At 72.4% G+C, this 19496-nt stretch carries 14 protein-coding genes; 10 read left to right on the top strand and 4 right to left on the bottom strand.

Translation table 11 applies throughout. From position 1 onward, the window contains the following. Positions 1-33: 33 nt before the first annotated feature. Complete coding sequence (locus ACPPVO_RS04590) at positions 34-891, bottom strand: TatD family hydrolase (RefSeq protein WP_426510033.1); 858 nt, start codon at positions 889-891, stop codon at positions 34-36. Between the two features lie 81 nt (positions 892-972). Here ACPPVO_RS04590 and ACPPVO_RS04585 point away from each other — a divergent pair, with 81 nt between their 5' ends. The 3 genes from ACPPVO_RS04585 to ACPPVO_RS04575 are packed head-to-tail and all read left to right on the top strand — an operon-like array spanning position 973 to position 3983. Further along, positions 973-2154: a hypothetical protein gene (locus ACPPVO_RS04585; protein ID WP_426510032.1), complete on the top strand. Its 1182-nt coding sequence runs from the start codon at positions 973-975 to the stop codon at positions 2152-2154. Positions 2155-2202: 48 nt separating this feature from the next. Beyond that, positions 2203-3201, top strand: coding sequence for a hypothetical protein (locus ACPPVO_RS04580; RefSeq protein ID WP_426510031.1), 999 nt, complete (start codon positions 2203-2205; stop codon positions 3199-3201). Continuing rightward, a complete protein-coding gene (locus tag ACPPVO_RS04575; protein ID WP_426510030.1) occupies positions 3192-3983 on the top strand; it encodes a hypothetical protein in 792 nt (263 codons plus the stop codon). The genes ACPPVO_RS04580 and ACPPVO_RS04575 overlap by 10 nt, the downstream gene beginning before the upstream one ends. 18 nt (positions 3984-4001) lie before the next feature. On the opposite strand, the gene metG is transcribed toward ACPPVO_RS04575, so the two are convergent. After that, positions 4002-5765 carry a methionine--tRNA ligase gene (gene metG / locus ACPPVO_RS04570; protein ID WP_426510029.1) on the bottom strand — a complete coding sequence of 588 codons (1764 nt, stop codon included), beginning with the start codon at positions 5763-5765 and terminating at the stop codon, positions 4002-4004. A 108-nt stretch (positions 5766-5873) separates the two neighbouring features. Between metG and ACPPVO_RS04565 the strand changes: the two genes are divergently transcribed. Beyond that, positions 5874-6854, top strand: a complete 981-nt coding sequence (locus ACPPVO_RS04565; RefSeq protein ID WP_426510028.1) for a hypothetical protein — start codon at positions 5874-5876, stop codon at positions 6852-6854. 7 nt (positions 6855-6861) lie between these two features. Here the strand turns inward: ACPPVO_RS04565 and rsmI are convergent, their stop codons facing one another. Then, on the bottom strand, positions 6862-7689 hold the full coding sequence (rsmI, locus tag ACPPVO_RS04560; RefSeq protein ID WP_426510027.1) for a 16S rRNA (cytidine(1402)-2'-O)-methyltransferase: 828 nt from the start codon (positions 7687-7689) through the stop codon (positions 6862-6864). Positions 7690-7727: 38 nt separating this feature from the next. Here rsmI and ACPPVO_RS04555 point away from each other — a divergent pair, with 38 nt between their 5' ends. From ACPPVO_RS04555 to ACPPVO_RS04530, 6 genes are all read left to right on the top strand, one after another. Beyond that, positions 7728-9302, top strand: a complete 1575-nt coding sequence (locus ACPPVO_RS04555) for a dolichyl-phosphate-mannose--protein mannosyltransferase (RefSeq protein ID WP_426510026.1) — start codon at positions 7728-7730, stop codon at positions 9300-9302. Positions 9303-9390: 88 nt separating this feature from the next. Next, positions 9391-10578, top strand: coding sequence for a PP2C family protein-serine/threonine phosphatase (locus ACPPVO_RS04550; RefSeq protein ID WP_426510025.1), 1188 nt, complete (start codon positions 9391-9393; stop codon positions 10576-10578). 24 nt (positions 10579-10602) lie between these two features. Next, the gene (locus ACPPVO_RS04545) at positions 10603-11094 is read left to right on the top strand and encodes a MarR family winged helix-turn-helix transcriptional regulator (RefSeq protein WP_426510024.1); all 492 of its coding nucleotides are present in this window, start codon (positions 10603-10605) and stop codon (positions 11092-11094) included. 779 nt (positions 11095-11873) lie between these two features. Further along, positions 11874-14534, top strand: coding sequence for a LuxR C-terminal-related transcriptional regulator (locus tag ACPPVO_RS04540; RefSeq protein ID WP_426510023.1), 2661 nt, complete (start codon positions 11874-11876; stop codon positions 14532-14534). Between the two features lie 57 nt (positions 14535-14591). After that, positions 14592-15263: a PP2C family protein-serine/threonine phosphatase gene (locus ACPPVO_RS04535; RefSeq protein ID WP_426510022.1), complete on the top strand. Its 672-nt coding sequence runs from the start codon at positions 14592-14594 to the stop codon at positions 15261-15263. A 420-nt stretch (positions 15264-15683) separates the two neighbouring features. After that, entirely contained in the window at positions 15684-16613 is a 930-nt protein-coding gene (locus tag ACPPVO_RS04530) for a DUF7144 family membrane protein (RefSeq protein ID WP_426510021.1), read from the top strand. Positions 16614-16927: 314 nt separating this feature from the next. Here the strand turns inward: ACPPVO_RS04530 and ACPPVO_RS04525 are convergent, their stop codons facing one another. Then, entirely contained in the window at positions 16928-19480 is a 2553-nt protein-coding gene (locus ACPPVO_RS04525; protein ID WP_426510020.1) for a LuxR C-terminal-related transcriptional regulator, read from the bottom strand. Between the last annotated feature and the right edge of the window lie 16 nt (positions 19481-19496).

Below are 19496 nucleotides of genomic sequence, written 5' to 3'. Positions count from 1 at the left end.
CCGCCACCTCCGCAAGCTCAGGCTCCGGACCGCTCACGCCCAGCTCCCGAAGGCTCGCTCGCCGTTGGCGGAGATCGCGGCGCACAGGGTCTCGAGGTCGTGGCCCATGACCTCGGCCAGGGCGCGGACCGTCAGCGGGATGAGGTAGGAGGCGTTGGGGCGGCCGCGGAAGGGCGCCGGCGTCAGGAACGGCGCGTCGGTCTCGACCAGGATCGCGTCCAGCGGGGTGATCGCCGCGGCCCGGCGCAGGTGCTCGGCGTTGCCGAAGGTCACCGTGCCGGCGAAGCTCAGCAGGAAGCCGCGGTCGAGGCACTCCCGGGCGAACTCCTCGTCACCGGAGAAGCAGTGCATGACCACCTGGTCGGGCGCGCCCTCCTCGTCGATCACGGCGAGGATGTCGTCGTGCGCGTCGCGGTCGTGGATGACCAGCGCCTTGCCGTACCGCTTGGCGATGGCGATGTGCGCGCGGAAGCTCTCGTGCTGGGCCTTGCGCCCGGCCTCGCCGGTGCGGAAGTAGTCCAGCCCGGTCTCGCCGATCCCCCGCACCCGCGGGCGGCCGGCGAGGCCCTCGATCTCGCGCAGCGCGGCGTCGAGGTCGGCCTGCCGGGGCGCGTCGTTGGGGTGCAGCGCCACGGTGGCGAGCACCGCCGGGTGGCGCTCGGCCGCCTCGGCGCCCCAGCGCGACGACCCGACGTCGACGCCGACCTGCACGAGCCGGTCGACGCCGACCTCGGCAGAACGGGCGATCGCGTCCTCGACCGTTACCGGCCCGCCGGCGCCTTCACCCTCAAGGGTGATGTCGATGTGGGTATGACTGTCGAGCACCGCGACCGGCAACGGCTCGGGTACAGGCGGAAACGCGCCCTGGCGACTGTGTTTTCTGGCACTCATCGGGGTCAAGCATGCCATCCTCGATGCGTAGTTAACGTTCCGTTCACCTCGCCACAACCACCCCGCCCTAGCGTCGCGCAAGTGACGGTAATCGGACACGCGGAAGGGTCCGCGACCCACAGCGTGACGATCGACGGGGTCAGCTACCCGGCCGAGGAGATCGCTCAGGGCGCAGCCTACGAGGTCTACGCGACGCACGCGGCCCCTGGATTCCTGCCCAACCCGCGACCGGGCGCGAAGTGGCCGTACCGCCGCTTCATCCACGCCACGGAGGTGGCCTCCGCCCTGGACGGGCTGGAGGACGAGCCGCTGCTGATGCCCGTCACCCGGGCGCTGGACTGGACCGCGATCCACCGCCTGAGCCAGACCCCGGCCGCCGCGTCCGCGCTCGCCCCGATCCGCCGCACCGCCGCCGTCCGGCGCGGCACCCGGATGATCAAGTTCCTCTCCGGCCGCCAGCTTCAGGGCTACCTCAAGGGCTGGCCGATCAGCGGCTTCTGCTACCGCGCCTTCGACGTGGCCCACCTGCGCACGCCCGAGGACCTGGCCATCCTGTCCGGCGAGACCACCGGCGACGTGGTCTTCGCGGTGCGCTGGCGGGCCGTGGACGCCTACGACTACGACGTGCCGCTGGCGGGCAACTACGGCGGCCTGGTGACCATGCCCCCGCACGACCGCCTCGGCCCGCCCGTGATCGGCACCGGCTTCGCCCCCAGCGGCAAGCACATCGTGCCCGAGTTCGTCACCGCCGACCTGGCCGAGCTCCCCGTACCGGCGAACACCTCCCTGGTCGCCTACACCGGCGACGGCACCGAGGTCACGCTCTACACCTACCTGCCCGAGCAGCGCGCCTGGAGCCGCATGCACGGCCCGCAGTGGCGCCACCTGCTGCCCGGCGCCTCCGACCAGGAGTACTTCCCGGTCGACCCGCCGATGACCCGCTACCTGGGCACCTACCGCGACAACCTGTTCGAGGCGATCGTCGACCCGCCCGGCGAGTTCCGCGTGGCCGCGAAGACCCGGGCCGCGCGGTACCCGCTGGAGTCCCTGGCCCGCCGCGTACCCCGCGCCACGTGGCGCGACGCCCGCTGCACGGTGATCCGCCAGGAGGGCGACTGGCTGCGGCTGCGCCTGTCCCGCCCGGACGGCGACGAGGTCGCCCGCCTGGGCGCCCACTGCGTCGAGCGGGGCCTGTACGAGGCGTGGGCGCCGGCCAACGAGGTGGTCGACGCCCACGAGAGCGATCACTGGTACCAGCTCTGATTGCCTGTAACCTACCTAGATGATTTCTAGGTAGGTTACATTGACCCGGTGGAGAGTGGCGACGGCGTCGAGCTGCTGCTGGATGCCGGGCTGGACCGGCGGGTCACGGGCAGCGCCGAGGTCGAGATCGGCACCGGCGACGGCCGCTGGTCACGCCGGCAGGTGATGCTGCTGCGTCATTCGCCGAGCCCGCAGGAGATCGACCGCGCCGTCGCGGCGCTCCGGCCGCACGTGGACGGCCTGCTCTTCGTGGTCGCGCGAGCGGGGCGCGCCCTGCATCGCGCCGCCGAACGGGACCACCGCGTCGCCTATGCGGCGGTCGACGACGCCGTCGTCCACTTCCGGGGCGAGGCGCACCGGGCCGGCGAGCCGCGACCCGCCGCCACCGCCCACCCGGGCCGCACGAGCTGGACCCGGCCGGCGATGCTCCGGCTGTTCGCGCTGAGCCCGGTCGAGCCCCTGTCACAGTCGGAGATCGCGCGCCGGCTCGGGGTGTCGCACGTCGCGGTCGGCAAGCAGCTGCCGATGCCCGGCGAGCTGGTGGCGCGGACACCGGCCGGCTGGCAGGCCGTGGACCGGGCGGGGTGCTGGGACCGGTTCATGGCCGACTACCCGGGACCGCGCGGCCTGACCACGTACTGGGCCGCGACCGGCGACCTCCCGGACCAGCTCGAACGCATCGAACGGGTTGCCCACGACCGCGGCGAGGCCCGGCCGGCCGTGTCCGGCGACCTGGCCGCGGACCTGTACGCCCCGTGGCGACGCCCGAACCGCGCCGTGGCCTACGTCGTCGATCAGCCGCCCCTGGAGGAGCACGGCTTCGCGACCGTACGGCCCGCGGACGCCACGGTCGAGTTGTGCACCCCCCGGGATCCGACCATCCTGGCCATGTCCCGCGAACGGCCGGCCGCGAGGGACGGAGCGCCCCGCCGGTACACCGACCCGCTGATCGCGGCGTGGGACCTACGCCGTTCGCCCGGCGGTGACGTCGAACCAGCGCTGGAGCAACTCCGAGCGCACGCACTCCGGGAGCGACTGTGGACATAAGGCGCCGCGTCGAACTCGTCGCCACCGCGTACGCCGACGAGCTGTCGATCCGATCGCTCGCGGAGATCGGCACGATCACCGCCGACCAGAACGTGCGCATCATCGGCGGCCAGATGACCGCCCTGCTCCTGACCGCCTTTCCCGTCCCCGGGATCGCCGTGCGCCGCACCCGCGACATCGATGCCGGCATCACCGCCGAGCTCGCCGGCTCCGGCGTCATCCACCAGCGTCTCCTCGACCACGGGTACGCCGCCACGAGCGGCAACAGCTACACCCGGCCGCTACCCGACCTCGCCGTCGCCGGTGGGCCCGTTCCCGAGCTCGCGGTCGACCTGCTCATACCCTCCCTCGACGGGCGCTTTCGATCTCAGGAGCACGGCGGCCGCGCGTTCGACGCAGCGCCCGGGCTCGCCCCGGCCTTGGCCGCGGACCCCATCGTGATCGACGTCGGGGGGCGGATGCTCAACGGCGCCCGGCTGGAGTTCTCCGTGCCGGTGCCCACCGTCGAGCTCGCGCTCGTCATCAAGGCGCTCGCGTACGGCTCGCGCCTGCAGGCCCGGGATGCCGAGGACATCTACCGGCTCCTGGAGATCATCAACCTCTACCCGGCCGGCGAGATCGGTGGCCGGCGGCTTCACGAGACGCCCTTGCGGGCCTCGCGCCGCGATGCCGCCGTGCACCTGCACGAGCTGGCTCGACGCAGCCGGCGCCGCTCCGACCTCGATGTGCCGGCGGCCCGGCTCGCGACGCTCATCGCCGCCCTGGTCGGCCGGGTCGGCTGACCAGGGCGGCGCATCCGGCTACGACTGCAACCGGGCCAGCTCTTCCTCGACGATGGACTCGTCCAGCTTCTTGAACACCGGGGTCGGCGCGGCCAGCTTCGTGCCCGGCTCGATCGCCACGTGCTCCCACTTGGCGCCGACGGTGTAGTCGCCCGTCAGCACCGGGTAGGTGCGGCCGTTGTCCAGGTCCTCGACGTCGCGGATCTCGGGCATCGGGGCGTGTACGCCCGCGCCGCCGAGGAGCTCGTGGATGCGCTGGGCGGCGTGCGGCAGGAACGGCGTGAGCAGGGTGTTGCAGTCGCGCACGGCCTGAAGTGCCACGTGCAGGACCGTGCCCATGCGGGCCTTGTCCTCCTTGAGCTTCCACGGGGCCTGGTCGGAGAAGTACTTATTGACCTCGCCGACGATGCGCATGGCCTCGGTGATGGCGGCCTTCTGGCGGTGCTTGCCGATGAGCGCGCCGACCGAGTCGTAGCCGGCCCGGACGGCGGCCAGCAGTGCGCTGTCCTCCGCGGTGAGCTCGAGCGCCGGCGGGATCTCGCCGAAGTTCTTCGCGGCCATCGAGATCGAGCGGTTGACCAGGTTGCCCCAGCCGGCCACGAGCTCGTCGTTGTTGCGCCGGCGGAACTCCGACCAGGTGAAGTCGGTGTCGTTGGACTCGGGGCCGGCCACGGCGATGAAGTACCGCAGGGCGTCGGCGTCGTAGCGCTCCAGGAAGTCCCGCACGTAGATGACCACGCGGCGGGAGGACGAGAACTTCCTGCCCTCCATCGTGAGGTACTCCGAGGAGACCACCTCGGTCGGCAGGTTCAGCGCGCCCAGGGACTGCGGCTTCGGCCCGGAGTAGCCCAGCAGGATCGAGGGCCAGATCACCGAGTGGAAGACGATGTTGTCCTTGCCCATGAAGTAGTACGCCTGGGCCTCGGGGTCCTGCCACCACTGCCGCCACGCCTCGGGGTCGCCGGTGCGGCGGGCCCACTCGATCGAGGCCGACAGGTAGCCGATCACCGCGTCGAACCAGACGTAGATGCGCTTGTCGTCGCGGTTGCGCCACGCCTCCAGCGGGATCGGCACGCCCCACTCCAGGTCGCGGGTGATCGCCCGGGGCTGGAGGTCGCCGATCAGGTTGCGGGAGAACTTCAGCACGTTGGGCCGCCAGCCCTCGCGGGTGTCGAGCCAGGCGTTGAGCTGCTCGGCGAAGGCGGGCAGGTCGAGGAAGAAGTGCTCGGTCTCGACGAACTCCGGGGTCTCCCCGTTGATCTTCGAGCGCGGGTTGATCAGCTGGTCGGGGTCGAGCTGGTTGCCGCAGTTGTCACACTGGTCGCCGCGGGCGCTGTCGTACCCGCAGATGGGGCACGTCCCCTCGATGTACCGGTCGGGCAGGGTGCGCCCGGTCGACGGCGAGATCGCGCCGAGCGTGGTCTTGGCGACGATGTACCCGTTGTCGTACAGCCCGGCGAAGAGCTCCTGCACGACCTGGTAGTGGTTGCCGGTCGTCGTGCGCGTGAACAGGTCGTAGGAGAGCCCGAGCCCGTGCAGGTCCTCGACGATCACGCGGTTGTAGCGGTCGACCAGCTCGCGCGGGGTGACGCCCTCGGCGTCGGCCTGCACCTGGATCGGGGTGCCGTGCTCGTCGGTGCCCGAGACCATCAGCACGTCGTGGCCGGCCATCCGCATGTAGCGGCTGAAGACGTCGGAGGGCACCCCGAAGCCGGACACGTGACCGATGTGGCGCGGTCCGTTGGCGTAAGGCCAGGCAACCGCGGCGAGAACACGACTCATGACCTGCAAGCGTAGTGACCCGTCCCGGTGTTCCGCGAACAGGATAAGTTCGGCCGACACGCGCCCCACGTCCGAAACGTCGGCTATCGTCCGTTGTCCAATGAAAACGTGAGCGAAGACCAAGTTCGGCGGGGATGGCGGGGGCAGGCCGCGGGGATACCCCCGGCCCGGGTCCTGGTGCCGGCCGCCGCCCTGCCCAGCGCCCCGTCCCCGTCGCTGGCCGCGCCCGCGCCCGAGAACTTCCCGCTGTGGCCGACGACGACCACGGTGGCGCTGCACGAGGGCGCGCCGGCGGTCGAGCCGGACGTGGCCGATGAGGCCGCCGCGGCACACGAGGTCGGGCGCGCCGCGGTCGCCGACCACCTGGCCGGGCGGCCCGAGCAGTGGCCGACGACGACCACGGTGGCGCTGCACGAGGGCGCGCCGGCGGTCGAGCCGGACGTGGCCGATGAGGCCGCCGCGGCACACGAGGTCGGGCGCGCCGCGGTCGCCGACCACCTGGCCGGGCGGCCCGAGCAGTGGCCGCCGCCGGCCATGCGGGTCATGCGCCGGCCCCGCGACGACCGCCGCACCGCGCCCGAGCGCCGGCCCCGCCAGCGCCGCGTGCGCCCCGCCCGCGGCCCGGCCGCCGGGCTGAGCGCGATGCTCGTCATGGCGCTGCTGACCGGGTTCTTCGCCTGGACCAGCGCCGAGCCGTTCTGGCTGGACATGGGGCACCGGGTGCGGGGTACCGCGGAGATCACCTCCTGCAAGGGCTCGGGCGTGCTGCGCCGCTGCCTGGCCGAGTTCACCCGTCCGGGGGCCGAGAAGGTCGCCGGCACCCGGCTGATGGGGCTGGACGAGCCCGCCGGGTCCACGGTGGCCGCGGTGATGGTGCCGGGCGGGCGGATCGCGTACGCCGGCAACCCGTCCGGACTGCGGGTGCGCTGGGCCGCCGGGCTCGGGCTGATCGTGCTGTGCGGCATCGTGCTGGCCTGGCTGACGGGCGCCTGGCGCCTCGGCCGGCTGCGCGACCGGCTCGTCGTCTGGACCCTGACCGCCGCCGCCCCGCTGGTGCTCGGCGCCGCGATCGTCCTCGCGGCCTACTGAAAGGGTCCTATTTGTGAGCGATGACCGCCGCGTAGACCTCGCGCTTGGCCAGGGCGTGGCGCTTCGCCACCTCCAGGGTCGCCTGCTTGCGGTCGGTACCGCCGGCCACCAGCGCGGCCACCTCGGCCGCCAGGGCCTCGTCGGAGGGGCGCTCGGCCGTGGTCGCGGGCGCGCCCGCGACCACGAGCGTGATCTCGCCCCGGGCGGTCTCGGCGTCCGCGGCCAGGAAGGCCAGCGTCCCGCGGCGAATCTCCTCGTACGTCTTCGTGAGCTCCCGGCACAGCGCCGCCGGGCGGTCCTCGCCGAAGGCCAGCGCCATGTCGGCCAGGGTGTCGGCGATGCGGTGCGGGGACTCGAAGAACACCAGGGTGCGCGGCTCGGCGGCGAGCGTCGCGAAGAACGAGCGGCGCTCCCCGGACTTGCGCGGCGGGAATCCCTCGAAGCAGAAGCGGTCGCACGGCAGCCCGGAGACGGCCAGCGCGGTCACCACGGCGCTCGGGCCGGGCGCGGCGGTGACCGGCACCCCGAGCGCAACGGCGGCGCGCACGAGCCGGAAGCCGGGGTCGGAGACGCTGGGCATGCCGCCGTCGGTCACCACGGCGACCGTGCGCCCGGCCGCCAGGTCCTCGGCCAGGTCCGGGGTGCGCCGCTCCTCGTTGCCCTCGAAGTAGCTCACCAGCCGGCCGGTGATCTCGACCCCGAGGTGCTGCGCGAGCCGGCCCAGCCGGCGCGTGTCCTCGGCCGCGACGACATCGGCGGTCGCGAGTGTTTCACGCAGGCGGGGGGACGCATCCTCGGGATTTCCCAGCGGCGCTCCGAGCAGAATCAACGGCACATGTGCGATGGTGGCATCCCGACCCCTACGATCGCTCAATGACCTCGGGTGTGCTGACCCAAGCAAGCGAGCCGGAGAGCCCCGCCCCCGCCCCGGTGCCGTCCAGCGGGCCGCGCGCGGTTCCCGACATCGTCCGCCGCCGGCTGGCCCGCGCGCCGAAGGGCGGCCTCAACTTCTGGCTGGTCGCGGCGCTGATCACCGGCGTCGGGCTGGTACTGCGCCTGGTCAACCTCGCGCACCCGAAGGACGTCATCTTCGACGAGGTCTACTACGCCAACGAGGCGCAGGACCTGCTCCAGCGGGGCGTGGAGTGGAACCCCGAGGACAACACGCCGCAGTACGTCGTGCACCCGCCCCTGGGCAAGTGGATGATCGGGCTCGGCGAACAGCTCTTCGGGTACAACTCCTTCGGCTGGCGCATCTCGGCCGTGACCGTCGGCGCCATCTCGATCCTGCTGATCATCATCGCGGCCCACCGCCTGTTCCGCTCCACGATCCTCGCGGGCGCCGCCGGCCTGCTGATGTCGCTGGACGGCATGCACTTCGTGCTCTCCCGCGTGGCCCTGCTCGACATCTTCCTGATGTTCTGGATCGTTGTCGCGTTCTTCTTCCTGGTGCTCGACCGCGAACAGCGCCGGGCCCGCTGGCTGAAGGTGCTCGACGACGGGTTCGATCCGGACCGGCCGCGCGCGCGGGCCCGGCTGGGCTTCCCGTGGTACCGGCTGCTCTGCGCGATCTCGCTCGGCCTCGCCTGCGGCGTCAAGTGGAGCGGCATCTACTACGTGCTGATCTTCGCGGTGGCCATGGTGCTGTTCGACATGAGCGCCCGCCGCAGCGCCGGCTTCAAGCACTGGATCCGCGACACCGTCCTGGCCGAGGGCGTCATCTGGTTCGCGGCCACGATCGCCATCGCCGCGGTCGTCTACATCAACTGCTGGTGGGGCTGGTTCCTCTCCGACGGCGGGTACTTCCGCCACTGGTACGCCGAGACCAACGGCCTGCCGCACGACCGGTTCATCGACCCGCTGGTGAACCTGTGGCACTACCACAGCGAGGCGTACAAGTTCCACACCGGCCTGAGCACGAAACACCAGTACCAGTCGTGGCCGTGGCAGTGGCTGCTGCTGGGCCGCCCGGTGGCCTTCTACTGGGAGCAGTCCGGCCCCTGCGGCGCCCCCAGCTGCGCCTCGGAGATCCTGCTGCTCGGCACGCCGCTGCTGTGGTGGTCGTTCCTGCCGGCGCTGATCGCGCTGGGCTGGCTGGCCGTCGCCCGCCGCGACGGCCGCGCCTGGCTGATCATGGCGGGCGCCCTGACCGGCATCCTGCCCTGGTTCAACGAGATGCCCGAACACCGCACGATGTTCTACTTCTACTGCCTCCCGGCCGAGCCGTTCCTGGTGCTGGCCGTGGTCTACGTGCTCGGCGCGATCCTCGGCCCGGCCCGCCACCTGCGGCCGAACAGCGACCAGCGGCTCATCGGCGCGATCATCGTGGGCGCGTACATGCTCCTGGTCGCCGCGTGCTTTGCGTACTTTTATCCGATTTACGCGGGAATGAACATTTCATATACCGAATGGTTCTCACGTATGTGGCTCGGGTCGCGCTGGGTGTAGATCCCGGACGGGAGTGGGTACCAGTTAGCCGACAAGCCTGCCCTATATTGTTTGCCGCACGGCAAGCAAAGGCTGGCGAAAGGCTCGCATGTCCCGCGTTGGCTCCCTCGACAAGGCACTGCGCACGTCTCCACCGGATCGCCTGGTGGAGGCGCTCGACGCGTATCTGAGCGCGAACCACGGCACGAAGAGCAGCACGGTGTGGCTGGCCGACTATCGCACGACGGCACTCTCGCCGAGCGGCACCGAGCCCGACGAGTTCCTCGGCGAGCAGCTCGGCCCCGCGATGCGCGCGTTCGCGAGCCAGACCCCGGTGCTGGAGGCCCGCGACGGGCAGGCCATCGCCCGGCTGCACCTGCCGGTGACCGCCTGGGGCGAACGGGTCGGCGTGCTCAGCGTCGGGCTGGACGCCGACCGGGTGCCGGCCGAGCGGCCGGGGCTGGAGGAGCTCGCGGAGAGCTTCGCGGTGGCCCTGGCGGCCGCGTACCGGCGCACCGACCGCTACTACATGGACCGGCGGCGCAGCGGGCGGCTGACCATGGCCGCGGAGATGCAGTGGGACCTGCTGCCGGCGCGGGCGTACGAGCAGCCCGGCATGAAGTTCGCCGGCCAGCTCGAGCCGGCCTACGCCGTCGGCGGGGACCACTTCGACTGGTCGATAAACGGCGACTGGCTCACGGTGACCGCGCTCAACGGGATGGGCAGCGGCCTGGACGCGGCCCTGCTCACCACGCTCGCGGTCAACGCGATGCGCAACGCCCGCCGCTCGATCCCCTCGGGGCAGAGCCGCCCCGGCGACCTGACCGACCAGGCGGTGCTCGCGGCGGATGCGATCTTCTCGCAGTACGGCGGGGCCCGGCACGTGGCCACGCTCCTGCTCGCGCTCAACACCGTCACCGGCGAGCTGCACATGATCGACGCCGGCTCGCCGCGCATGATCATGGTCCGCAACGGGCAGGTGAGCGAGATGGTCCTCGACGCGCAGCTGCCGCTGGGCATGTTCGGCGACACCCGGTACGTGGAGGAGCACACCAGGTTGAACCCTGGCGATCGTCTCTTCGTAGTGAGTGATGGGGTGCATGCCGCCATGAGGCCGAACGAGGCGACGTTCGGTGAGCGGGAGTTGAGCCGTGCCATACGATCGACCCGGTTGCAACCACCGGCCGAGGCGATCAGCAGCGTCATGCGGAGCCTTCGTGACTATCACGCGGGCGCCGAGCTTGCCGACGACGCCCTGATCATCTGCCTGGACTGGTCGCCCCGAGCCGACCCGTGACCGCCGCGACACACGGAGGACAAAGTGCGGAGCCGACCCTCACCGCACCCGTCGAGCCACGATGAGCTGGCGCGCGCGGCGACCCTGGCGGACGCCGCGAGCCAGGCCCTCGTCCTCGCGACGAGCGCGGCCAACGACAACTCCGGCGTGTCCGCCGCCCAGCTGCGCGTGCTGGGCGTCGTCGACCAGGCCGGATCGGTCAACCTGACCCAGCTCGCCGTGGCCCTCCACACCGCGCCGTCCTCGGCCAGCCGGCTGTGCGACCGCCTGGAGGCCGCCGACCTCCTGCGCCGCACCGCCGACGAGCGTGACCGCCGCGAGGTGTGGCTGGTCCTCACCCCGACGGCGCGCCGGCTGCTCGACGGCCTGAGGCGCCAGCGGCAGGAGACGATCGCGACGGTGCTGCGGCGGATGGCGCCGGACGACCGCGCGGCGCTGTTGCAGGGGCTGTCGGCCTTCTCGCGGGCGTCGGGAGTCCCGGTCGCCGAGGACGACGCGGCCGCCCAGGCCAGCTGACGCGTTTGCCCAGTTCAGGCGCGAAGTGCAGGGTTCGCCGACCGAATTTTGCGGATTTATCCCCCGTCGGGGAATATACGGGATAGGCCGCTATCCGATCGACGTTCGTCACCGCCATACCCGACTGACCGAATTGGCCGGAATCGCCCGAAGTTCACGAGTGCAAATTGCAGATTGGCACCGGATTGAGCAATCGGATCTAAATCTCAGAGTAATTTCACTGATGACAAGCTTGTAATTATGAGAAAGATCGTCATTGCTCCGTCCTGCAGTTGAGTAAGATCTGAAATGAAACTCCGCGGTCGGGCGCGCGACACGCCGTCGCCCTCCGCAAGAGCCGGGCGCCGAGCCGCGTCAGGGGGTCGTTCACCCGTGGCGCCACCCCCGGCCAACACGCGGCTACCCAAGCGTAAACAGCGGTGGCTCACACTCCGTAATCGGTGCATGGCTTGTGCCAAGACACGCCGACAGCAAAATTGGGCAAAAGCCCCCATTCGCCCACGCAATTGCATACTCGCGGTTGGCTGTACCCCTGCAATAAATCGATGTGCGTCTATTGCAGTCGCGCTCAAAATGAGGAAACGGGGGACCCTCCACGCCTGTATGCATCGACGAAACTCAATGAGCCCCTCCACGAAACGGGCTCCGGGTTCTATGGTGTTCGACGTCGAACATGGCCAATCAGCACGGGAAAGGTGCCAATCCGGGCACGTCGTAGACCCGCGTCTTCGGGAGTGACGGTGCATAGCAGCCACCACGGCGAAACCACGCTTGACAGATTGGCGCACAACGACGCCGCCGAGCGGTTCCTGGGCTCGGCGGGGTGGGCCGGCACCGCGCGGTCCCTGGAGGTGCGGCCGGAACCCGCCGAAATCGTGCCCGATCGGGAAGTACCGGGCCTGCCCGCGGTACACCTGGAGCGCGAACGACTGCTCGACCAGCTCGACGCGGCGGTGCAGCAGCCGGTCACCCTGGTCTGCGCGCCGACGGGCTGGGGCAAGACCGTGCTCGCAGCGTCGTGGATCCGCGCCGGTCGGCCGCCCGGGCGCACCGCCTACGTGCGGTTCGAGCCGAACTGCGGGGCCGCGGCCTGGCGCCAGCTCACGTCCGCGCTGAACGCCGCGGGCATCGCGCTGGACCCCGCCACCTACGCGTGGAACAACGGCCGGCTGCCCGAGCGCCCGGTGGTGGTCCTCGACGACCTGCACAACGTCACCAACCGCACGGTGCTGCGCCGGGTCGAACGGCTGATGACCCGCCTGGGCGAGCGCATCGGCTTCCTGCTGCTGGCCCGCAGCGAGCCGCCGCTGTCGCTGTACCGCTGGCGGGTGCGCGGCCAGCTCACCGAGCTGCGCGCCGACCACCTCGCCTTCGCCCAGACCGAGGTCACCGGGCTCGCCCAGCGGCTCGGGGTGCGGCTGGCGCAGCACTTCCGGCACACGCTCTGGCACGTCACCGAGGGCTGGCCGGCCGCCGTGGCGGTGGCCCTCTCTGCGATGGTCGGCCGGCACGAGCCCGAGCGGGTGGTCACCGACCTGCTCGTGGGCGAGGCCGGGCTGAACGAGCAGGTGGGGCTGACCGAGTACGTGCAGCGGGAGATCCTGGCCCACCTCGACCCGGACGTGTACGAGGTCATGCTGCGCACCTCGATCGTGGAGACGGTCTGCCCGGGCCTGGTCGAGGCGCTGTCCGGCAGCCGCAACGGGGCCCGCCAGCTGGCCCAGGCGAGCCGCGCCAACGCCCTGGCCACGTTCTACGGCGGCTCCCACTCCTGGTACCGCTACCGCCGCCTGCTGCGCTCCGTGCTGCGCGCCGAGGTGCGCACGGTGCTCGCCGCCGAGGAGGGCGCCCTGCACCGCGCGGCGGCCGGCTGGTACGCCGCGAACGGGCTGCCCGGCGACGCCGTCGTGCACGCCGTGTTCGGCGCCGACTGGGTGAGCGCCGAACGATTATTTCTTCAGTACTGGCCGGAGCTCTGCGGGTCGGGGCCGCGCGCTATGGCGCCGCGGACCGGCCCGCAGCCTCCCCGGGACATCGCCGAGCGCCCGATGCTCGCCTTTGCGCTGGCCGTCTGCTGCCGCGACACCGGCGACACGGCCGGCATGTCCGCGTTCATCCGCCTCGGCGAGCGCGCGCTGGGCGAGGCGCCGACCCCGCTGGACGCCGAGATCCTGGCCGCGATGCGCCTGGCCGAGGCGATCACGGCCGAGGACCCGGGCCGCTCCGCGGACGCGGCCGCGCGCCTGCTGCAGCGCACCGACGAGGCGGCCGGCAAGCACCTCTACGCCGACGCGGCCGACGGCGCCCGCGCGGCCGCCCACCTCACGATCGCGGGGTCCTCGATCGCCGACGGCGCGATCGAGGACGCCGACGCCGCCCTGGAGCGCGGCGCCGCGCTGGCCCGCAAGTCCGGCTTCAACCTGCTCATCGTGCAGGCGAACCGGCAGCAGGCGCTGGTGCACCTGCATCGTGGACGGCTGTCGGCGGCCGTGGCGTGCGCGCGCCGCGTGCTCGACGGCAGCCGCGACGCGGGCATCGCGGAGTCGCGCAACATCAGCTACGCCCGGCTGGTGCTCGCCGCCGTGTGCCGGTTGCGCGGGCAGCTCGACGAGGCGCGGTACCACCTCGACGAGAGCATCACCGCCGAGATGCCGCCCGACCCGCACGGCTGGCTCAGCGGCATCCTCAGCCTGGCCCTGCTGCAGTTCGACTGCGGCGACCTGGCCGGCGCGGCGGAGGTCCTGGAGCCGCTGCTGGGCGGCCGGATCGGCGCCCTGCCGCCGACCGCCGAGATCGCCGCACGGGTCCTGCAGGCCGACCTGTACCTGGCCGAGGGGCAGCCGGACAAGGCCCTCGCGGTGCTCGAAGAGCTCGACCGGCACGTGCCCGGCTCCCCCGCCGTGGCGCTGGCCCGCGCCCGGACGGCGCTGGCCCGCGACCGCCCGGAGACGGCCGCCCGCGAGCTGGAGGAGCTGCTCGCCGCGCCGTCGCCGGCGCTGACGGTGGCGGTCGTGGCGGGGGTCCTGCTGGCCCAGGCGCTGCACCGCCTCGGCGACGCCGCGGGCGCGGCCGAGCAGATGGAGCTCGCGCTGCGGGTGGCCGCGCCCGAGGGCATCCGGGCCCCGTTCCTCGGCCAGAGCGCGTGGATCGCCGGGTTGCTGAAGGGGCCGGCGGAGACCGGGCGGGACGAGGAGCCCGAGCCCGAGCCGGCTGAGGACGTGTTCGACGTGGCCGCCGAGCACATGACGGACCCGCTGACCGAGCGCGAGACGCTGGTGCTGCAGTACCTGCGCAGCATGCTGTCCATCGCCGAGATCGCCACGGTGCTCAGTGTCTCGGCGAACACCGTCAAGACCCATGTCCGGCACGTGTACCGCAAGCTGGGTGTCAGCCGCCGACGTGACGCTGTGCGACGCGGCCGCGAGCTGAGCCTCATCTAGGCCCTCACCCGCCGCAGGCGAGTCGCCGGGGGCCGGGGCGGGGACACGATATGGCCCATGACTGGTTTACGGGAGCAGGTCAACGGTGTGCGGGTGGGCGTGCGGTACGCCGTCGCGGGGCACGCCGGCCCCGTCGGCGGGGACTGGTACCTCAGCACGCCCCTGCCCGGCGGGGATGTCATGCTCGCCGTCGGCGACGTGATGGGCCACGGCCGCCCCGCCGCCTCCACCATGCTGCACCTGCGGGCCGCGATGACCCGGCTGGCGCTGGCGGGGGACGAGCCGGGCGCGATCCTGGCCGCCCTCAACCGGATGCTCTGCCGGCGCCCGTCGACCGTGCTGGCCACCGCCGTGTGCGGCCGCTTCCGCCCGGCCGACCACTCGCTGACCTGGGCCCGGGCCGGGCACCTGCCGATCCTGCGGGCCACCGCGGCCGGGGTGAGCGCGCTGGCCCAGCCGTTCGGCATGGCGCTCGGTGTCGACCCGGCCGCGCGCTACGCCACCGCGTCCATCGTCGTCGACGCGGGTGACCTGCTGCTGATGTACACCGACGGCGTCGTCGAGCGCCGCGACCGCGCGATCGACCAGGGCGTGCAGGGCCTCGCCGACGAGGTGGGGGTGGCCGTGCGCGCCTCGGCGCCGGGCGAGCGGCTGCGCACGGCGCTGGACTGCGCCCACCGCGGCAACCCCGACGACGACGCCTGCCTGCTCGCCGCCGAGCCCGTGTAGCACCGGCCCTCCGGCGTGTGCCCGCGCGCCACCCGGCCGTTCACCCATCGAGGGTGATCCCCATTCACCCGGCTCGCTCGAATCATGTTCTCAGGCACGACACGTTGCCGACTTGGGCAGGCGCCGAAGTCCGGGAACGGGGAAGCCGGGAGACCCACCCACGTCCGCGGGAGGGGTCAGCCGGCGCCCCCGCGACCGGCGTGGAGGGGTCTGCGCCGGTGTCCGGTGCCGCGGGCGGCGGGACCGGACACCACGGGTCGGGCCTGTTCCGGGGGGAACAAAAGTGCGGGTCCGGTCCGAGAGGACCGGGTTCGCGTTTACGGGGGATATAAGGCCGTGCCGGTCCTTGGTTTCGACCGGGGACCGGCACGGCCTCACGTTTGTTTGCCGTCATTTTTAGAACGAGGAGAAGTCGGGCGGATGCGGGTCAAGGAATTTCGGACGTTCGGTACCACGATGCTCACGCTGGTGGGCACCCTGAACGTCTCGCAGGGACTGCTGGTGGCATTTGCCGGCAACAAGGTCGGATTCGACCGCAACGATGTGGCGTTCACCAGCGCCGGCACCTGGGCCGCGGCCACGGCGACGCTCGGTGCACTGCTGGCCGTGGCGGGCCTCGTGCTGCGCGCGGGCCGCCCGAACGCGAAGGCGGTGGCGGCGAGCGTCGTGGCGCTGCATGCGATCTCGCAGCTGGCCATGCTGCGCGCCTATCCGGCGTGGTCGCTGCTGATGGTCACGCTGGACGTGATCATCCTGTTCATCCTGACGGTGCCGCGCGGCAGCGTGGTGGCCGCCGAGGACGACGAGGCCATCCGGCCCGTCCGGCCCCTGCGCCCGGTCCCGGTGGCGAAGCTGACGCTGCGGCGCAACAGCCGCTCGGACGCGTACCACGGGCGCCACAAGGCCGGCCGCCCGCCCGTGCGCCACAGTGTCTCCCGCGACGACATCATCACCATCGACCTGCTGCCGCCGGACGTCATCGAGGACCCGACGACCCATGCGTTGTCGGAGCACCTGCGGACGGTCGGCGTCGGGTCGCAGGACGACACCGTGATCGTGACCGCGTCCGTCGGCGCGCCGGTGGCCTCGGCGCTCGTCGAGGAGACCATCGAGGCGGAGCTCGTCGGCGACACCCCGACGGTCTGGGTGCGCGCCGTGGGCCAGGCCACCGTGCCGCCGGCCGACGCGCACGTGCCGGTCCAGCGCGCCTCCCTCGACTCTCTCGACCCGCTGATCGACCCCCTGCCGCTGGTGCTGGCCGGCGAGGCGGCGATCGCGGCGGAGAGCGTGGACGGCGGCGAGCCCGAGGAGCTGGCCGCGATCGGCGCGCGGCCGTACGTCAACCGCTGACCCGTCTCACCCCGCCGGAAAAGCGGCGGCGGTCCTCCCCACCGGGAGGCCGCCGCCGCTTTTTCATGCCCGCACACCCCGCATGCCCGCACACCCCGCATGCCCGTACACCCCGCATGCCCGCACACCCCGCATGCCCGCACACCCCGCATGCCCGCACACCCCGCATGCCCGTACACCCCGCATGCCCGCACACCCCGCATGCCCGCACACCCCGACACCCCGCACGCCCGCGCCCGAGCACAAACACCAACCACCAAGCACAAAGGAGCGCGAACCCGGCTGTGGGTTCGCGCTCCTAAAGGCGGCTGGTGCTACAGGAGATTGAGTTCACGAGCGCGCTCGATCACCTCCCGCCGGCGGCCGACCCCCAGCTTGCGGTAGATGTTCTTCATGTGCGTCTTCACGGTGTTGACCGAGACGTACAGCATCGAGGCGATCTCCCCCGCCGACAGCGTCCCCTGCAGGTAACGCAGCACCGCCAGCTCCCGCTCGGTCAGCGGCTCGGCGAGCTCCCCCGCCGCGGCCGGCGGCCGGCCGAAGCCGTTGAGCTCCTGCGCGATGTCCTCGGCCAGGCCGCGGTAGCCGCTGCCGGCCGGCAGGTACGTCACGAGCAGCTCCCGCACCGGCTGGCCACCGGCGACGAAGGGCCAGCGGATCGACTCGTCGTCGGCGTGGCGCAGGGCCTGCTCCAGGGCCCGTCCGGCCTTGGAACGGTCGCCCAGGGCACGCAGGGCCCGGGCGCTGGTGAGGTTCGCGTCGACCGTCCACACGAGCGAGCCGACCGTGTGCTCCAGGTACGGCTGAACCGCCCCCAGCGCCGCGGCCGGCCGACGCTCGGCCAGGTGGGCCTTGGCGCGCACGACACCGAGCCAGGGCGCCAGCATCTCGACCGGCTCCAGGGTCAGCAGCCGCTTGGCCGCCTCGGTGTCGCCCGCCGCGAGCCGGAGCTCGGCCTCGGCCAGCGTGACGCAGTGCTGCATCCTCGGCGTGTACCGCCAGTCGGCCAGCTGCCGCCGGATCGCGGCCAGCTCCGTGCACGCCGCGCGCGCATCCCCGGCCGCGGCCCGGATGTGGGCGCGGGTCATGGTCGCCACCGCCACGAGCGCCGGGTCGGCCAGGCCGCCGCCGTCGAGGGCCCGGTCGAGGTAGTGCTCGGCCGCCCGGACGCGGGCCTGCAGGTAGCAGACCTCGGCCACGGTGAGCTGGGCCCACACCACGTCGTTGCCCTGGGTGCGGCCCTCGCGGTCGGCCAGCGCGAGCGTCTCCTTGCCGTAGCGCATCGCCGCGGTGAGCCGGCCCCGGGCCGCGTTGAGCTGCGCGAGCTGGCGCAGCGCGGCGAGCTGGGACTGCACGCCGCCGCAGCGGCGGGCCAGGATCAGCGACTCCTGCAGCGCCAGCTCGGCGGCGACGAGATCGCCCTGGATGAGCCGGGCGCCGCCGACCGCGACGAGGGCCAGCGCCCGCATCCGGGCCGTGTCCTGGTCGTCGAGGCCGGTGTCCTCGCGCAGCAGCAGCGGCGCGGTCGCCAGCACCTGTTCGGGCTTCTGGCTCTGGTGCGCCTCGGCCACGCGGAAGCTGTCGACGATCGGGCGCAGCTCGGCCCGCGCCGACTCCACAAGCGTGTGCTGCGAGCGGTCGACCAGGTGCAGGAACGTCTCCGTGCCCTGCGGGTCGCTCGCGTCGAGCCGCTCGGCCGCGAAGGCCAGGGCCAGCTTCGGATCGTTGCGCACCTCCTGCGGAGGCGGCGGCACCAGCTCCTTGATGGTGCGCACCCGGGCGCCCGGCACCAGCTCCTGCCAGCTCGCGGCGAGCAGGTCCGAGGCCTGGCTCCAGTTGCGCGCGGCCAGGGCATGGCGAAGAGCGTCCGCCGGCTGGTCGTGCGCGGAGAACCAGTCGGCGGCCCGCCGGTGCAGCTGGCGTACCTGCTCGGGCCGGCGGTGCCGCAGCTCGTCGTAGAGCATCAGGCCGAAGAGCGGGTGACAGCGGTACATCCCCGAATTGCCGCTGCCCTGCACCACGAAGAGGTTCGAGTGCTCGAGCTGGCCCAGGATGCGGGCCCCGTCCACGCGGCCGGTCAGCGCCTCCACGAGCTCGGCGCTGACCTGGTCGAGCACCGAGGTGCACAGCACGACCTCGCGGACGTCCTCCGGCAGCGTGTCGAACACCTCGCCCACGAGGTACTCCCCCAGCGCCCGGTCCTGCAGGGCGAACCGCGGTACCAGACTGTCCGGCTCCGGGTGACCCTGCACCGCGAGCGCGGCGAGGCGCAGGCCGGCGGCCCACCCCTTCATCACCGCGTGCAGCTCGACGAGGGCCGACTCGGCCAGCCGGACGCCGTGCGCGTTCAGCATCTGCGCGGTCTCGTCCAGGGTGAAGCCGAGCGGGCCGGTCCGCAGTTCGCTCAGGGCGCCGCGGATCCGGAAGCGGTACAGCGTGAGCGCCGGATCGGTCCGGCAGGAGATCACGAGACGCAGGCGGTCACCCGCCTGGGAAAGCAGCGTCTCGAGCTCACCCCACACCCGCGGGACCGACAGCTCCTGGAGGTCGTCCAGGACCAGCACCACCGGCGGTCCGGCCCGGCGCAGCAGGGTGACGAGCGCCTCCAGGGCCTCACCCGGCCCGTCCGCGCCGCTCTCGGCCGGCTCCTCGCCGGTCGTCTGGGTGACCGCGTCGAGCACGTGCTCCCAAAAGCGTGGGCCGTGGTGCGCCTCGACGGTCAGCCACGCCAGCGGCCAGGGTGCTCGCCCGGCCGCCACCCACTCGGCCAGCAGGGTGGTCTTGCCCCACCCCGCCGGAGCGGAAATCAATGTCAAAGGCCCCGCAACGGCGCGATCCAAAGCGTCCAGCAGACGCGGTCGCGGCACGTGATAGCGGGGCGGC

It is taken from the genome of Dactylosporangium sp. McL0621 (assembly GCF_049995355.1).
Lineage (GTDB): Bacteria > Actinomycetota > Actinomycetes > Mycobacteriales > Micromonosporaceae > Dactylosporangium.
Note: the sequence above shows the minus strand (reverse complement) of the source record. Positions and strands in the feature narration are given on the sequence as shown.